This is a genomic window from Selenomonas sp. oral taxon 137 str. F0430 (genome assembly GCF_000183625.1).
In the GTDB taxonomy this organism is placed as follows: domain Bacteria; phylum Bacillota; class Negativicutes; order Selenomonadales; family Selenomonadaceae; genus Centipeda; species Centipeda artemidis.
The window spans coordinates 473,640-489,817 of the sequence record NZ_AENV01000005.1 but is presented as its reverse complement, the minus strand read 5'-3'; the positions used below and the strand labels follow the sequence as shown (position 1 = coordinate 489,817).

Here is a 16,178-nt window from a genome sequence, read left to right as displayed (position 1 = left end):
TTGTACGGTAGCTTTCCCTAGAAGTTACCAATCAATCGGAGCCATGCATCGTGTCGGTCAACGAGCCCCGCAAGGCTAAGGAAGTCGTGCAGCTTATAGCGCAGTTCGAGTTCCCCTGTGCCGCTCTTCGTGAAGTGCTCATAACGAAGCAGCCAGCGCGGATGGAATGCATACAACCCCGCCACAGAGAGTCCCCCCCCACGCAGGTCGCAGCGCAGTTCTCCCGTTAAATGCGGCAGGAGTGTGCGCGCATAGCCGATCCGCCCGTCAAAGCGAACATCCTCCGGAGCAACATCCGCCTCCACATAGAGTTCCTCGCGAGCACTGAGCATCTGCCCTGCGTGCAGACGCACGTTCAGATTGCGCCGTGTGTGGTCGTTCCCCTGCGCCGAACGCCCAATATCAAGCCACCCGGTAAGGCGCAGCCGATAGCGCGTCGTATCCGTACGGCACATAACGCTCATGCGCTCGCCCGGCGTGATCTCAACATGCGAAACCAGATGCAGCCGTCGAAAGTCACTCCCGCTGTCAATCACACCGGAAAGCTGCCGCTCAAAATCCGTGCGGTGCTGCTCGATAAAGGCAACCGGCACACCCACCAGGCGGTTGACCTCCGCCTCCAGGACAGAGCGCCGCGTGAGCAGCATTACGTTCGGTATGGTGTCGGAGCGCATCGAAAGATCGACCGTCCGCACAACGGGCAGCCGCGGATAAACCGTCAGATGCACATGTGCCGTCCGATCCACATCGATATCATAATCCGCACGAAACGACGGCAGGTGTTCTTCCATATAATCTGTCAATCGGCGCTTTAACGCGCCTGACGCCCAGTCCGTCGCCGCAACAGGCAGGCCAATGAGCGCATCGGAAAAGACCTGCTCCGCGCCGGTCAAATCCTCTCGTACGAGCGCCTCCACCGCGGGAGGCATTCCCTCCACCTCTGCCGTGACCGTGACCGACGTAATCGTGTCCGCCCACGGGGCAAGCGTGATCTCAACAACAGCGGATACATCCGGTCGGACATGCACTCCGGTGACGGTATAGCCGACGAGCAGGCGGTCAAAGACCGCACCGATGATTTGCTCCTCCTCTGCAGGAGCAATCTCAGAGATCCGCCGTCCTTCCATGCGTTCCGCCGCGATTGCCGCGACCGTGCGCTCCATGCGCGCACGTACGAGCGGTGGGATAGGCTGCGCTCCCGTCACAACTGCCGTCGCCCCATCCACCCGCAGCTCTCCCGCAAAGACGGGCGATGCGCAGAAGAGAACGAGCAGGCATACGAATGCACGCACCCACCCCGGAAGTACCGCCGGGGGATGCCCCCCACGCATTAGAACGTGCCGCCGACGCGGAAGTGTACGCGTCCGCCCTGCGAGCCGCGCCCATAGTCAAGGCGCAGCGGACCGATCGGCGTATTGAGCCCGAGCCCGATGCCGACGCTGCCGTGCATATTGGACGGCTTAAAGCCGCTGTCCCACGCACCGCCAAAATCAGTGAAGAGTGCGCCCGTCACCTTCGAGACGATCGGGAAGCGGTATTCAATCGAGGCAAGCGCCATGCGGTCGCCGCGGAACTGATCCTCACGGTAGCCGCGAATCGTATCCTGTCCGCCGACACGGTACTGGTTGTACTCCGAGATCGACCCGCTGCCGATGCCGTACTGTCCCCGCACAGCAAAGACCTGCGCGTGTCCCACCTTGAAATAATGCGTGTCGCTGATCGTGTATTTCCGGAAGCTGAAGTCACCGCCAAAACCTGCAAACTCCGCCGAGATCGAGGCACGTGCGCCCATCGTAGGCTCATAGACATTGTCGCGCGTATCCGTCACATGTTCGAGCGTAATGCTGCGCGTCGTTCCAAAGTTCTTCTTGCGCCAAACCATATCGCCGCTGCGATCGCCCGCATTGCCCGTCTCCGTATGTTTGACATATTCGTCCTTACGGTTGCGCAGGGTGATAAAGTTGGTCGAATACTCGCTCATCGGACGGCTGAGCGTGAACTCTCCGCCCGCATACTTGCGCATGAACGACTCCTTGTGATTGCCGTTCGCATCATAGTCGTCATATTCGTAGGTGCGATTGTAGAGACGCAGGGTCCCCGCAGTCTCCTTTTTATCGAGCCACGGACGGCGGTACATGAACGTATAGCCGCGTGCATCCGTATCGTCGCCGCTCATCTCGTAGCTGATGCTGATGGTATCGCCCACGCCGCGGAAGTTCGTGTCGCTGATGCTGATCATACCGACCATGCCGTCCTGACTCGAGTACCCTGCACCGATACCGAACGATCCCGTGCGCTTCTCCTTAACGTCAATCTCCATGATGACCGCATTCGGCTCAATACCGGGGTTCATCTTAACATTGACATCCTCGAAGTAGCCCAGATTGTAGACGCGCTGCATACTGCGGCGCGCCATGTTCGCATTGAACGGCTCGCCAGGTTTTTGACGCATCTCACGCAGGATCACACGATCCTTTGTCTTTTTATTCCCCTTGACCTTGTACCCCTCAAGATTGCCCTCGCTGATTTTAATGGTGAGCGTGCCGTCCTGTGCGATGTTGAGATCCGTGATCTTTGCGAGAATATAACCGTCTGCGCGGTATTTCTCCTGAATCGCCTGCACGTTTTCCTGTAAGGTACGCGAGTTCAGCAGCTCCCCCTGCTTCACCGTGATAAGCCCCATCAGGGTCTCCGTAGACTCGGCGGTATTGCCCTCAATCTTCACTTCCTTGAGCAGCGGGTTCTCGAGGACATAGTAGGTGAGTACAATCCCTTCCGGCACGGATTCAAATACGGGATAGAGGTCGTAAAAATAGCCCGTAGCATAGATCGCATCGCGGTCTTTCGTCAGTCCCTCCTCCGTCACCGTATCTCCAACGTGCAGTGTCAATGCGCCGCGTGCCGCCGACTCGGTCACCTCGGCTGCACCCTTGAAGTTGATCTCCACAATGGTTTTTCCAACAACGGACATCATGCTGCTCTCGATCGCTTCCTCAGCGGGACGTTTCTCCGCCCATGCCGCTGCACGCCCATCCGTTGATACAACGGTATCGCCGGTGGTCAATGGCTCAGCTTGTGCGGGGGCAGTCTCCGCTGCCGCGGGCGCAGGCGTTCCTGCCATCTCTGCGGCGGCGCTTGCCGCACCAGCGTCCTGTGTCTCCTCTGCCGCAAATCCATGCGGGAGTCCGGATGCGGACACACCAAGTCCAAGAGCTACGGCACATGCAAGTCTTTGATATCTTTTACTGTTCAAAGGGAAACCTCCTACTCGGCTATTCTCTTAAAATCTTACCGCCGACCTGCATCAGACGCTGCATGTCGCGGGTGGGAATCGTCTCATGGGAACCTGTCTGCGGCGCCGGCGCCTGCGTCTCTTGCGGCTGAGCGGCGTTTGGCACACGCTCCTCCTGCGGTGCGGAGGGGGCTGCTGCCGTTTGCGCTGCTCCCTCGGTTTCCGCGGCGGTATGTGCCGCCTGTTCCGTCTGCACAGGTACCGTCACAGGTGCACGTGTCTCAATGCGCTGCTCCTGCGGCGGAGCAGCGGGTGGGGGCGGTACTGCCTGCGCCCGCTCTGCGGGCGGTGCTCCGCTCCACGACACCACCGCCCATACGGCCGCTGCCGCAAGGGGCGGAACGAGCCACCGCAGGACGCGGCGCACTCGTTTTCTGCGCGCTGCGGCGAGACGGGAGAGCTCCGCATGCGCGAGCATGACCTTCAGATCACCTGCGAGGTCGTCCTCACCCGCAATGGCATCCGCCGCACCCGAGAGCCAGTCACGGGCAGCACAGATAGACTTCTGCCGTTCTTGGCGATCCGCATCCATCGCCGCACCTCCTTTTGCACAGATATCTTAGATTATACTACAAGCAGGGTAATAGATTCAAGTCTTACCAGTACTGCATAAAACGCGAGAGCATTCCGCGTATGCGGCGAATGCCGCTCTGCTGCAGCCGATAGATATGCGCGGGGGTCACATCGAGCATCTGCGCCATCGTCTGCGCCCGGGTTCCGCCGATGGTAACGCCCTCCAAGACGCGGCGCTCCTGCAGCGGCAGACGTGCCATCGCATCACCAAGCACACCGACGAGCGCATGATGCTCTGCGAGTTCGGGGACGGAGGGCTGCACGGCGGCGATCAGTTCCTTTGCCGTCTCATGCATTTCATCCGATGCCTCGAGACAGGGGAGATCCACCGTTCCCTCACGCCGCAGGAAATCCAGAATGCATCCGCGCACCCGGTGTACCGCATAGAGGCTGAAGGCAACACCGCGCGCCGGGTCATAGCGCTCGACCGCCTCAATGAGACCGATGGTTCCCTCCTGTACCGCATCCATGACGGCAGGCAGTGCACGATACGGCATCACCTCCCGAAAGACGAGCGGCTGATATGCCTCGATGATGCGCCGCCGCGCCCCCTCGTCTCCCTTCTCCTTATAAGCGCGCCAGAGCGCACGCTCCTCGTCGGGGCGCAATTTCTCGACGGCGGAGAGTTTTTTCACATAATCTGCAAACATGGTCTCACCTCTTTTCCTGAAGCATATTCTAGAACCGAATCCGCGCCTCTACGCCGAGCAGATGCTTCCCGCTTTCGTCGCGATCGTAGGATATGCCGAATTTATCATTGAAATCATACTGGACGCCATAGCGATGCTTATCTGCCGCGCCGCCAAGTCCCTGTACATAGCGGACAAGCACGCGGTCGCCAAGATATTTCCCCATCTCGATGTTATACTCGTCCTCATGTTTTTTGATCGCCTCATCATCCTTGGTTTCAAACAGCGCACCGCTGCCGCTCGAAATGCGGAGCACATCGAGCCGGAGGAAGTTCTTCACCGTATCCTCCACCTCTGAAAGGATGCTCATCTGAAGCCCTATCGACAACAGATCTGCCGCCGTGATGCCGCTCTCTCCATTGTTATAGGCACTGCGCAATGTGAGCATCCGAATAATCTCCTCTTCGGACATCTCCGGCGATGACCCCAACTTGAAATCCATATGATCGAGCGGTCCGTGTGCAGAGAGGTATACCCGCGTACGGGAGAGCTGCGCCTGCGCATAGAAATCGATCTCCGGGAGGAACGACTCCATCTGATTAAACGTCGCCGTACCCTCGCGAATCTTGAACACTGTGCGCAGATAGCTGACCGTATCGCCGCGCCGCACACTGATCTGTCCCGTCGTGCGCGGATGCCGGGTCGTCCCGCCAAAATGCACATGCCCCGAGGGATGCATATCGTAGAGATTTGGACTAAAGAAATGCACATGGCGATCGACCGAAAGATCCACATCCAGGATGATATTCGGCAGCGTATCTTCCGTATCCGGAAGTGATGGAATGGAGATGAGCGCGCGGTCAATATCGATCGTGCCCGAAATCTTCGGCAGCGTCTCTCCCCAATAGGTATCCTCCGTGAGATGCAGCGTCCCGGTAAAAGGCCCGTCGTAGAACGATGTTTTGAGCTCAAGCGCGTTCATGACAAGTGTGAAATCGTAGGCAGTCGGACGGACGCCGCTCAGCTTTGTTTGTCCCGTCAGCATATAGCCGCCCGATCCCATCCGTCCCGTGCAGGTGCGCACGGCAAGGGAATCCCCGAGTGCATCGATCTGCACCTGCATTTCTGTTATAGGAATTTCTACGCCCTTAATTTTAACGGCACCGCCCGTAACACGCAGAGAACCTTCAATGCGCGGTGCCGCGAGCGATCCCTGCACATGCAGGCCGCCCTCCGTCTTGCCGAGCGCCCATTCCACGCGGTCTGAGAACACAGGCAGCAGCGAGAGATCGGCGTTGTCGAGCGACAGCGTGAGATCGATCTGCTCGTAGGAGCTGAGCGTTTCGCCGCGCTCCGCCGTCAGGGCGCGCACGGGCAGTTTTCCATGGGCACTTGCCGTATAGGCAACACCATCGATCGTTTTTTTCACCGTAAGGCTGCTGAGTTCAATGACGGAGCCGCGCAGCTGTGCCGCTCCCGTCAGCTCGTCAAAGGCGGAACCGTGAATGCCGCCGTTCACTGCCGTGAGATTCATATCCACCTCGGGACTCTGCGTATTGCCCCCGATATGCACTGCGGCCGACGCCGTTCCCGTCACCTCGTCGGGGATGCCTGCGAGCCCGGTGAACATGCCGAGCGCAATATCCGACGCTGTGATGTCTACGTTCGACGTGCCGTAAAAATCAGCCGTTCCCGCAGCGGAGAACGTTCCGCTTCCCTGTTTCCCCGCGAGCGTCTTGATCGTCAATACATGGTTGACATATGAAATATCCACTGCGACGTCGGTCACGGGATAGCCCGCGACCGTCCCTTCTGAAATTGTCCCCGTCAGCACGGCGGACGGGTTGTCCCGGGTTCCGCCAAAGGATGCACGGCTGGTAATTTTACCCGCGATGCGATCCTCTTTTTGATCTGCAAGCGCGAGGAGCGCTCCCACATCAAAGTTTTCCATATCCATCGTCCCGTGCAGGGCTTCCGTCTGCGTATCGTAACGCAGATTTGCCGTCACACTGCCGGACTCGCCCTGACGGAATCCGGTATGATCCATCTCGACGATACCGTTTTCATAATGAACGATGCTCCGAATCTCCGTCAGCTCGGTGCCGTTCATCACGATGCGGTCCGCTTTGAGATCTCCGCGGAAAATGGGATGAGAAATGGAGCCCACAATCTTGCCGTCAAACGTGCCGTGTCCCTCCACCTCATAGGGGAGTTTGTGCTGGAACCGCTTCATGTCAAGATCACGCACCTCGGCATCAAGGTCAAGAATCCCCTGTGACGTAACGGCTCCATTCAGCACCATATCGACCATCGGTGAGAAGATATGGAACACCTGCAGACGAATGATGCCGTTCTCCATGAAATAGTCGCCGTCCATCCCTGAGAGGAGGACACCGCCGTAGCTGCCGCGGTAGAAATGCACATAGCCGACGGCATGGGGGTTATCGAGGGTTCCCGTAAATTTGATGATATTATCGATGTTGCCCGTAATCGGCTGATCCGGTGCCACAAGAGCCGCGACATCCTCCATGCGCGCACCGATGGTGTCGATTTGCAGATCAATATTGCGTGCGCCTGTAAAACCGACCGTACCGTTCACAAGCCAGACCACGCGCCCATTTCGTTCCATTGAAAAATCATGAATCCCGATCCCGGAGAGGGATCCCTCTGCGCGAAAGATTAAGCTGTCAAACGGCTGATACATCAATGTGCCGCGCGTTGCCGACACCTGCAGTGTGACCTGAGGGTCATGGATATCGCCGCGTACCGTCCCGCTGAAATCCGAGAATCCGGAACAATTGATGCGGTCGTCAAGTCGATTCAGCAAAGAAAGATCGACGTGACCGCCGTAAAAGCGCAGATCAAGCGCAGAACCGCCTGTAATCTGCCCCTCGATGCCAAGATCCGTATCATTCGGCAGATTGAGACTGAGGAAATCGATCGTGATGTCCCCGCCCTGCATCGCAAAGGATGCGCTCGCACGTTCCACAGGAATATTGCGGTACATGCCGTTCATCACGTTGGCACTGCCGGATATGGACAGCGCCGTCCGATCCGCGCCGTGCCCGACAATACCGAGATCGGCATCAAGAGCTCCCTCAATGCCGACCGGCAGAGCAGCATCGACGTCCGCAGAGAGCCGCGCGACCTGCACGCCCTTCGTCGTCAGATGCGCTATATAAGAAAGGTCTGATGTATCAAGCCTTCCCTCGCCCGCAATCGTGCCGGCAAATGCCGATGCCGAGAGGTCATGAAACGAAAGGACGCCGGCGTCATAGGAGACATCCGCCGATGCATCCGTAAACGGTACGCCGTAAGCGGTTCCCTGCGCCGCTGTGAGTTTGCCTGCGGCCGCAAAATCGCCCACGGTTCCGGTCAGCCGGACATCCGCCGTAACATCGCCTTCGTACGGCGCATTTTTGAGAATTTTCCCCACGGCAAAATCCTGTGCCCGCACATTGAGATCGAGATACGGCTCTCCCGTGTCAAAGCGGATCGTTCCGTCGATGCGCGCAGTTTCCCCCTCTGCCTCCGCTGTCGCTGCGATGTAGAGTTCTCGCTCGTTAAAGTGCAGTGCTGCGCTCCGGAGCGTTGTTTCCGTCCCATAGAGCAGCGCCGTCCCTTCCAGCCCGTCCGCGCGTCCATCTAACGCAAGTACGCCGTCCGTGCGCGTCATCAGCCCCTCAATGTGAGAAGCACGGAGCGTGTGAATTGTGATTTCTGCAGGAAGTGTTCCCTGCGGGAGCAGATCAAGTACGGGCAGGAGATCCGCACCATCTGCCGTACAGAGGAGCTTCTGCGTCCCCCCTGCCGTCTCTCCCCGCACCCGAAGCGTTATGCCTGAGAGATCCCCGGCGAGATCCCATGCAGCTTCACCGCGATCAATATCCACCGTCCCCGTAATGCCTGTTGCCGACGCCGCACGACCGTCGGCCGTGATGTCCGCCTCCGCATCCGCAACGCGGATGCGCCCCGTGAAGGTACTCGGCTCCGTCGTTTCCGGAACCAGATCGGCATAATTCCACGACCCATCCGCACGCTGCACAATATGTGCATGCGCCCCTGCGAGACGAATCTCGTCAACAGATGCTTCGGGCGACGAAAGCAACGAAAGCAGGCGCAGCGTCACCCGCGCCTCATCGGCGCGCAGGACAGCCTCCGCCTGCTTATCGTAAATCACAATATCGTCGATCGACACTTCATGCAGCGAGAGAATCCGCACCGCACCGATGTGCACATCCGTTCCGAGCGTCTGCGCCGCGAGACTCTCCGCCATCGCCCCGATCTGCGTCATGAACGCCTGTGCGCGCACGATGTGGATGCCGGCTGCCGCGCAGACAAGGATTGCGGCGAGTATCGCAATCCCGACATACGCTTTCCGTCTCATAGGTCTCCTCTGCGGGGAGCATCATTCGCTCCTATTATTTGCTCATACTCTTATCATAGGCGTCGTGCGCTGCATTTACATGCTGTACTGCCTGCGCTGCTGACGCAGATGTAGGAACGCCGGGCGTCTCACGTACGGTATCCCCCTTAGGGGTCTCAAAGAGCGCGTCATCATGCAGCCGCGCCGCCTCACGTGCTCCTTTGGCACGCTTGCCTTCTTCCTCCGCCGCGCGGTACTGCATGGCATCAAGATCGACGGGAACGCCCATCGCACTATCGAGGGTCGCCTTTCCCGTATTGTAGGAATAGAGCGCCGTATAGTAGTTCATGCGCGCCGTCGTCAAATCGTCCGATGCACGCATGACCTCAAGATTCGTCCCTACGCCTGCATTATAGCGTACACGTGCAATTTTATAATTTTCCTCTGCCTGCGCAACTGCTGTCTCCGTCGTCGCGATGTTCTGCTCCGCTGCACGCAGATTCAAATATGCCGTACGTATATCGAGACGAACCTGCTCCTCTGTCGCGGCACGCGCCTCTTCCGCCTTGCGCAGCGACGCCTTTGCAGAACGTACCTGCGCTGCGGTCACGCCGTTGTCGAAGAGGTTCCACGACAGACTCAGCCCCGCAGCCCACTGATTACTGCTCGTATGATCGTCCTTAAAGGCATTCTCGCCCGCAATTGAGCGTGTCGCCGCTGCACTGACCGTCGGATGATAGCCCGCCTCTGCCGCACGTACGCTCGCCTCTGCCTGTTTTACCGCATAATGTGCTGCCGCTGCATCCGCACGGTAGAGAAGTCCGTAGTCCGTGCAGTCTTCAAGTGCGAGATCGTATTTCGTATAGCGCAGCTCATCATCAATTTGCAGTTCCGTATCCGTCGGCAGACCGATGACATTGTTGAGGGTCGCAACCGCCACCTGATAGTTGTTCTGTGCCGTCGTGAGCGCCTGCTTTGCATTTGCAAGATCGACCTCGGAGGCAAGCACATCGGCGCGCGCGACCGTGCCGACGCGCAGCTGCGCGTTGACGTCCGAGAGATGCGTCGTCATTGTCGCCACAGCGTCCTCACGCACCTTCACGAGATTGCGCGCCTGCAGGATGTTGAAATAATCCGTCGTCGCCGTCAGGCGAATCGACTGTTTCGTCTGCTCGAGTGTAAGATCTGCAGAGTTCAGTCCGTAACGTGCCGCTTTCCGCTGTGCATTCAGTGTCGCATTATAGACGGGCATCGAGACCGTACCCGTATTGCCGTAGTTATAATCATATTTAATGCCGGTCAATCGCGCCTGCTCATACGCCTCGCCGCCGATACGGTTCGCCGTCGACTCCCAGGTGAGCGTCGGTCCCATCGACCGATTCGCCTTCGAGAGCGCCCAGTGTGCGCTGTCCACATCCGTCAGGGATTCTTTAATCGTGCGGTTATTCTCAAGCGCCATCTGGACGCTGTCGGAGAGACTCACCTTTACCGTCTCCGCCGAGACCGTCCCCGTAAAAAGTCCGATCGCCGCAGTCAGTGCGAGTGCCCGTGCAAGACGCTTCGCAAATTTTTTCCCTTTGTTCAAAACCCTTTCCTCCTCGTCCATAAGCAGGATGCACCCGAGTGGCGGACTGCTCCAAAAACTGTGTCAACACAACGAAAATCTATTGATAGGATACCTCATTGTAGCAGTTGACGCATTTTTTTTCAATTAAATTATGGATTAACCGCCAAAATATCGCATTCCATGCCGTCATTGACCAAATGCCCTAAAATATTTTATAATGTTCATAGATTTTTGAACAAGACTGTGCCAAAAAGGAGGCTCTCATGTACGAACATATCAAGCTCGCCGTCGAGGACGGCGTCGCAACGATCACCATTGACCGCCAAAAGGCAAACAACGCCCTCAACACGCAGATGTTCCGCGACTTCATTGCGACCGTCGAGTGCTGCGACGCAGACAGCGCGGTCAAAATCATCATCGTCACAGGCGCGGGCAAGAATTTCTCCGCAGGCGGCGACATCAACGAAATGGCGACGTTCGAGTTCATCAGTTACGAGCTCTCCATGCTCACCGGCGAAGCCTCGCTCGCACTCAAGAAGTGCTCGAAGCCGGTCATCGCCATGATCAACGGCGCGGCGGCGGGCGGCGGCTGCGGCATTGCTCTCGGCGCGGACTTCCGCATCATGAGCGAGTCGAGTTACCTCCTCACTGCATTCTCGAACGTCGCGCTCCCGGGCGACACGGGCTGCATCTACCACCTCCATCAGATCGTCGGACTCGCAAAGACCGCGGAACTCATGGCATTCAGCGCCCCCGTCTACGGCGAGGAAGCGCTCTACCTCGGACTCGCCACGCGTCTCGCGGCGGAGGGATCGCTCCTCGAAGAGACGCAGACTTTCGCAGAAAAACTCCTGCGCCGCCCTCTCGGCGCGATCGCCATGCAGAAGCAGCTCTACTATGAAATCTTCTACCGGGAATACATGAACTACAGCCGCCTCGAGGCGGAAAATCTCGCCAAGGCGGGCGCATCCGCCGACCATCGCGAAGCAGTCACAGCCTTCCTCGAAGGACGCAAACCGAAGTTCAATCAAGGATGAGTTGATTCCGTATATAGAAAGGGGGGGCTGTAACGAAATAGTGTTTTTACACAATTTCGTTGCAGCTCCTTTTTCTATATGAAGTAAGAAACACAATATGTAGTGTATTTACCAAATACTAAACGCAACAAAACAGGTATCTGAATGTGATACCTGTTTTGTTGTGGGCATTTCGTTACAGCCCCTTTTGATTTCAAATTGTTTTTGAGGTGTTTCCCGGCGTCAGACGCCTACCCGTTTCTTTCTCCCTCGAAATGCAGCGGCTCGAGTTCCCACAGGACGCCCGAAATCTGCTCCATATCGACGTCGGAGAAGATCCGCATCGTTGGGCGGATGTTCTTCTCAGGGAAGAGCGCGATCGTCGCCGCCTCCTCACCGTGCTGGAAGAACACCTCCACCGCGCCGCGATCGACGTACATCCGCAGGGAGAGCGTCTGCTCGGCATAGAGCTTGAATTTCCGCTCGCCGCGCCCGCCGCGCTTCATGCCCGTGCGGTCGATGCGCATGACCTGAGCGAGACGATCGTACCGCAGCACGAGTTTTTCAAGACCAAAGAGCAGCTCCACCGAGACGCTGTACGCCTCGCCGAGCGTCAGATCCAAAAGGATTTCCGTCAGATCGTAGAGCGTTGTGCTGAACTCGCTCTCCCCCGCCGCCTCCAGCGCGCGCTCCGTCTCGCGGTGGCGCAGCGCCTTGAGCTCGCGCACAGGTTCGGAGAAGATATGCCCCTGCCGCAGCGTCAGGACACGCGGCAGCGTGAGACTGTGCATCCAGCCTTCCTCGCGCGAAGGGTAGTCCGCCTCGCGGTCGGGCATTCCCATCCAGCCGATGAGGATGTGCCGCCCCTCATGCGTCATGACCTGCGGCGCGTAGAAATCAAATCCGTGATCAAGCTCCTTGAACCGCCCGTGCATCAGCATCTCCATCGCATCGATCGACGCGTGCCCCGCGATGTAGCCCGCCTGATAGATATTTTGCCGGTCATAATCGCGCGCGGGTACGCCCTGCGGGCAGAACACGAGCACATCATAGTCGCCGAATGAGAGCAGGTTCGGACATTCCCACATATAACCGAAGTCCTTCAGCTGCGTCTTGAGCTCGCCGAGGCACTCCCATCCATAGGGCTGCTCCCGGTAGATGAGCACACAGCCGCGCTCATCCGTTGTCTGCGCGCCAATGACGAGATGCCGCGTTCCCTCCCGGTCAAAGAGATAGGGATCGCGAAAATGCGCCGTAAATCCTGCGGGCGGCCCTTTGATGATGATCTCTTCCTTTCGAATCGCGCCCCGCACGAGCGTACCGAACCGCTGTGCAGAGCTGCGGACGCCCGTCTCGTCCTTTGCGTTGCAGGTATAGAGGACGCGTAGCCGCCCGTCCTCCACCGTGCCGCAGCCGGAATAACAGCCGTCCTTATCGTGCGCGTCGCTCGGCCAGAGCGCAAGCGTCGGCATCGTGTAGGTGCAGAAATCGCGTGTAGACGTATGCGCCCACGACTTATTTTTATGTGCGCAGCCAAAGGGATTCCACTGATAGAAGATATGGTACGCACCGTCATGATACACGAGCCCGTTCGGGTCGTTGATGAGACCGAACGGCATCTCGATGTGCAGCCGATTGTGCAGATGATGCACCGGCGGAAATCCCGCCGCGATCCGCGCATCGATCTCCACTTTGTCAAAATTCTCCACTGCGCTCACTCCTCGGGACGGAAGAATGTGAAGGTCAGGCCGAAGGCGACGACAAAGCCGACCGCGTTGACGAGGATGTATTCGGCGAGATGATCCAGATAGAGCAGCGTGCCGGGCAGCACCGTGATGCCCATGCCCGTCCCCGCCAGATGCAGGAATCCCGCCACAGCGCCGGCGCACGCGCCGCCCGCGAGTCCGTAGAGGAACGGCTTCATGAACCGCAGATTGATGCCGAAGATCGCAGGCTCCGTGATACCGAGGAACGCCGGCACCGCCGAGGAGATGTAAAGCGCACGCTTTTTCGCGTCGTGCGTGCGCGCAGCCACCGCGACCGCCGCGCCGCCCTGCGCCACGATCGCGCCCGTGATGATGGCGTTGAACGGATCCACGCCCGTCGTCGCGAGGAGCTGTACCTCGAGCGCGTTGAACACATGATGCACGCCAAAGACGACGATCACTTGATGCACACCGCCGACGATAAAGCCGCCGATGCCGTACGGCAGTTCAAGGAACGCGCGCACCGCGCCGAAGATCCCGATCTCGAGCGTGTGCATGATGGGACCGATCACGAGCAGACCGAGCAGCATCGAGACGAGCAGCGTCAGGAACGGCGTGACGATGAGATCGATGATGTCCGGCACAAAGGTCTTGAACCACTTTTGCAGACGTGCCGCAAAGATGCCGAGCACAAGTGCGGGGAGCACCGAGCCTTGGTAGCCGACCACGGGGATCGGAATGCCGAAGAGCTCCATGCTGAGCGGTACGGCGTCGCCCGATGCAATTGCGTAGGCGTTCGGGAGCTGCGGTGCAACGAGCATCAGCCCGAGCACGATGCCGATGACCGGCGTCCCGCCGAATCGATTCATCGTCGACCAGCAGACGAGCGCGGGGAGGAATGCAAACGCCGTATCCGTGAGGATCTGGCTCATACGCAGGAGATTCTCGTTCATCTCGATGCCGAGACTCTGCACCATCCCGCGCAGTCCCATGAAAAGGCCTGTCGCAACAAGCACCGGAATGACCGGAACAAAGACATCGCCGAGCGTGCGCGAAATCTTTTGCAGCGGCGTCATCTGATCGTACGCCTCCTGCTTGCTATTGGATGCACCCGCGAGATTCGTCCCCGCGACGAACGCCTCGTATACCTTATCCACAAAGCCCGTGCCGAGGATGATCTGATACTGTGCGGCGGCAAAGAACTGCCCCTTCACCCCGTCGATGTTCTCAATCGCCTTCTCGTCGATGATCGATTTATCGTTCACAATGAGACGCAGACGCGTTGCACAGTGCTCCGCGCTGCGGACATTCCCCGCCCCGCCGACGTATTTCCAAATGAGCTTTGCGACGCGCTCCTCCTTCGGCAGATTAGGGTCGATGTTGGTCTCCGCTGCTGCCATGACGGATGCCCGTTCCGCAGAGCCTGCCGGCTCTTCCGCAGCGTCATCGCCGCCCGAGGAAATCTCCGCTCCGTCCAGCGTGAGCGTGATCTTCCCATAGTCCGCCGCATTCGTCACGAGGACGGGCGTCGTTGTCTCGTAGCCCGCCGCCTTGATGCCCGCAGGATCGAACTCGAGCAGGAGCTGTCCGCGCTTTACCGTATCGCCCTGTGCGACATGCGCCGTAAAATGCTCTCCCGCAAGCTTCACGGTATCCACGCCGACGTGGATCAAGAGATCCATCCCGTCTGAAGAATGAATCCCGATGGCGTGCTTCGTATCGAAGAGCACCGTCACCTCGCCGTCCACCGGCGAAACGACGCGCCCCTCGGGATCGGCAATCGCAGCGCCGCGCCCCATCGCACCGCTCGCAAATGCCGGATCCGATACCTCCGAAAGAGGAATGAGCCGCCCGCGCAGCGGGCTGTCAATACGAACGTCCTGCATATCAAATCCCCCCTATAAAATTTTTCCTTGAAATCCCCCGGATAATTTATGATTCCTTCTATTGAAGTCAAGTGTACTAAGTTCCCTTTCACTTGTCAATAAAGGCGCCGTGAAAGAATTTACAAGGAGAAACCGTTGTGGTACAATGAGATTCATATGAATTTCGGGTCATCATTCAGGGAGGTCATACGAATGAGCGTAAAATACGAAATCACATCTACCGCCATCGGCAAGCTGGCGCGTAAATTCCTTGAAACGAACAGCAGCGTGATCCTGCTCGACGACGGCACGCATCCCAACCTCGCCGAGATGGTGGTCGAGCATACCCCGGGCGAGCTGAAGGAGGATATTTCCGTCGGTGACACGCTCACCGTTGGAAAGCAAAAATACAAGGTCACACGGGTCGGCGAGAACGCCAACGATACCATCCGCGAGAACGGACACTGCACACTGCTCTTTAACACAACCGGCTCGATGCCCGGGCAGATCGAAGTCGAGGGCGGCAGCGTCCCCTCGCTCATGCAGGGACTCACCTTTTCTTTTGCAGGAAAATAATCGCATCGTTTTGGGAGACTTTCATGGAATGTTTTAACCATCCCGGTGCGCCTTCCGTTGCGTCCTGCGAGGAGTGTCATAAGCACCTATGCCGCATTTGCGCCGTTGATCTGGGTTCATTCATCCTCTGCCCAACATGTTTCTCCAACTTCATTGCGATGCAGGAAAAACATATAAGATCACTGCGCCGCCGTTTCATTGTAGGGATTGTCTTGGTCGTACTCTTTGTACTTCCCTATGTACGCGGCATTGGCAGCTTCTCAGACTTGACCGAGCTCCTGCTGCTTGCTCTTTGGATACTGTCGTTCCCCATTTCCCTCTACATGATGAGAGGCGCCCCCGACCCATATGTCCCCACATCGTTTTCCGCCGCCGGCAATCTGGCTCTTTTTCACTGGTTCACAGCGCTGCTCATCGCGCCCGTCAATCTGATACGCGCCTATCGCAGCTATCATGATTTTTCTGCCGCTGTCGCGAGCAATAAAACCCATTTAGAAGACGTCATCAAAGCCGGCAGCCTGTAACACAATCAGAAAGAGACTACCGCACGAGGAAGGTTCGTGCAGTAGTCTCTTTTTGTTATCAGAC

The 16,178-nt window shown here is 58.0% G+C and carries 11 protein-coding genes; 3 read left to right on the top strand and 8 right to left on the bottom strand.

Going from position 1 to position 16,178, the window contains the following annotated elements; translation table 11 throughout:
* Positions 1 to 17 precede the first annotated feature (17 nt).
* From HMPREF9162_RS03550 to HMPREF9162_RS03525, 6 genes are all read right to left on the bottom strand, one after another.
* Positions 18 to 1,331, bottom strand: a complete 1,314-nt coding sequence (locus HMPREF9162_RS03550) for a hypothetical protein (RefSeq protein WP_009349713.1) — start codon at positions 1,329 to 1,331, stop codon at positions 18 to 20.
* Positions 1,331 to 3,253: an outer membrane protein assembly factor gene (locus tag HMPREF9162_RS03545; RefSeq protein ID WP_009438296.1), complete on the bottom strand. Its 1,923-nt coding sequence runs from the start codon at positions 3,251 to 3,253 to the stop codon at positions 1,331 to 1,333. The genes HMPREF9162_RS03550 and HMPREF9162_RS03545 overlap by 1 nt, the downstream gene beginning before the upstream one ends.
* Before the next feature lie 19 nt (positions 3,254 to 3,272).
* Positions 3,273 to 3,824 (bottom strand): hypothetical protein, encoded by a 552-nt coding sequence (locus HMPREF9162_RS03540; RefSeq protein ID WP_009657276.1) that lies wholly within the window; start codon positions 3,822 to 3,824, stop codon positions 3,273 to 3,275.
* Positions 3,825 to 3,888: 64 nt separating this feature from the next.
* Positions 3,889 to 4,515, bottom strand: coding sequence for a sigma-70 family RNA polymerase sigma factor (locus tag HMPREF9162_RS03535; protein WP_009752771.1), 627 nt, complete (start codon positions 4,513 to 4,515; stop codon positions 3,889 to 3,891).
* Positions 4,516 to 4,543: 28 nt separating this feature from the next.
* Positions 4,544 to 8,881, bottom strand: a complete 4,338-nt coding sequence (locus HMPREF9162_RS03530; protein ID WP_009752678.1) for a translocation/assembly module TamB domain-containing protein — start codon at positions 8,879 to 8,881, stop codon at positions 4,544 to 4,546.
* A 34-nt stretch (positions 8,882 to 8,915) separates the two neighbouring features.
* Positions 8,916 to 10,466: a TolC family protein gene (locus tag HMPREF9162_RS03525; protein WP_175282238.1), complete on the bottom strand. Its 1,551-nt coding sequence runs from the start codon at positions 10,464 to 10,466 to the stop codon at positions 8,916 to 8,918.
* Between the two features lie 224 nt (positions 10,467 to 10,690).
* Between HMPREF9162_RS03525 and HMPREF9162_RS03520 the strand changes: the two genes are divergently transcribed.
* A complete protein-coding gene (locus HMPREF9162_RS03520) occupies positions 10,691 to 11,464 on the top strand; it encodes an enoyl-CoA hydratase/isomerase family protein (protein WP_009752697.1) in 774 nt (257 codons plus the stop codon).
* A 230-nt stretch (positions 11,465 to 11,694) separates the two neighbouring features.
* On the opposite strand, the gene HMPREF9162_RS03515 is transcribed toward HMPREF9162_RS03520, so the two are convergent.
* Both HMPREF9162_RS03515 and HMPREF9162_RS03510 read right to left on the bottom strand, forming a co-directional pair.
* On the bottom strand, positions 11,695 to 13,152 hold the full coding sequence (locus HMPREF9162_RS03515; protein WP_009752528.1) for a sucrose-6-phosphate hydrolase: 1,458 nt from the start codon (positions 13,150 to 13,152) through the stop codon (positions 11,695 to 11,697).
* A 5-nt stretch (positions 13,153 to 13,157) separates the two neighbouring features.
* Positions 13,158 to 15,035 (bottom strand): glucose PTS transporter subunit IIA, encoded by a 1,878-nt coding sequence (locus HMPREF9162_RS03510; protein WP_009752499.1) that lies wholly within the window; start codon positions 15,033 to 15,035, stop codon positions 13,158 to 13,160.
* Positions 15,036 to 15,227: 192 nt separating this feature from the next.
* On the opposite strand from HMPREF9162_RS03510, the gene HMPREF9162_RS03505 reads away from it, so the two are divergent.
* Positions 15,228 to 15,590, top strand: coding sequence for a PTS glucitol/sorbitol transporter subunit IIA (locus tag HMPREF9162_RS03505; protein WP_009438246.1), 363 nt, complete (start codon positions 15,228 to 15,230; stop codon positions 15,588 to 15,590).
* A gap of 212 nt (positions 15,591 to 15,802) precedes the next feature.
* A complete protein-coding gene (locus tag HMPREF9162_RS03500) occupies positions 15,803 to 16,114 on the top strand; it encodes a hypothetical protein (protein WP_009752591.1) in 312 nt (103 codons plus the stop codon).
* The last annotated feature ends 64 nt before the right edge of the window (positions 16,115 to 16,178 follow it).

What these genes read in the sequence shown, in the direction of transcription:
- HMPREF9162_RS03550 (WP_009349713.1), bottom strand. Translation starts at nt 1,331, where the DNA reads ATGCGTGGGGGGCATCCCCCGGCGGTACTTCCGGGGTGGGTGCGTGCA.
- HMPREF9162_RS03520 (WP_009752697.1), top strand. Translation starts at nt 10,691, where the DNA reads ATGTACGAACATATCAAGCTCGCCGTCGAGGACGGCGTCGCAACGATC.
- HMPREF9162_RS03505 (WP_009438246.1), top strand. Translation starts at nt 15,228, where the DNA reads ATGAGCGTAAAATACGAAATCACATCTACCGCCATCGGCAAGCTGGCG.
- HMPREF9162_RS03540 (WP_009657276.1), bottom strand. Translation starts at nt 3,824, where the DNA reads ATGGATGCGGATCGCCAAGAACGGCAGAAGTCTATCTGTGCTGCCCGT.
- HMPREF9162_RS03510 (WP_009752499.1), bottom strand. Translation starts at nt 15,035, where the DNA reads ATGCAGGACGTTCGTATTGACAGCCCGCTGCGCGGGCGGCTCATTCCT.
- HMPREF9162_RS03535 (WP_009752771.1), bottom strand. Translation starts at nt 4,515, where the DNA reads ATGTTTGCAGATTATGTGAAAAAACTCTCCGCCGTCGAGAAATTGCGC.
- HMPREF9162_RS03525 (WP_175282238.1), bottom strand. Translation starts at nt 10,466, where the DNA reads ATGGACGAGGAGGAAAGGGTTTTGAACAAAGGGAAAAAATTTGCGAAG.
- HMPREF9162_RS03530 (WP_009752678.1), bottom strand. Translation starts at nt 8,881, where the DNA reads ATGAGACGGAAAGCGTATGTCGGGATTGCGATACTCGCCGCAATCCTT.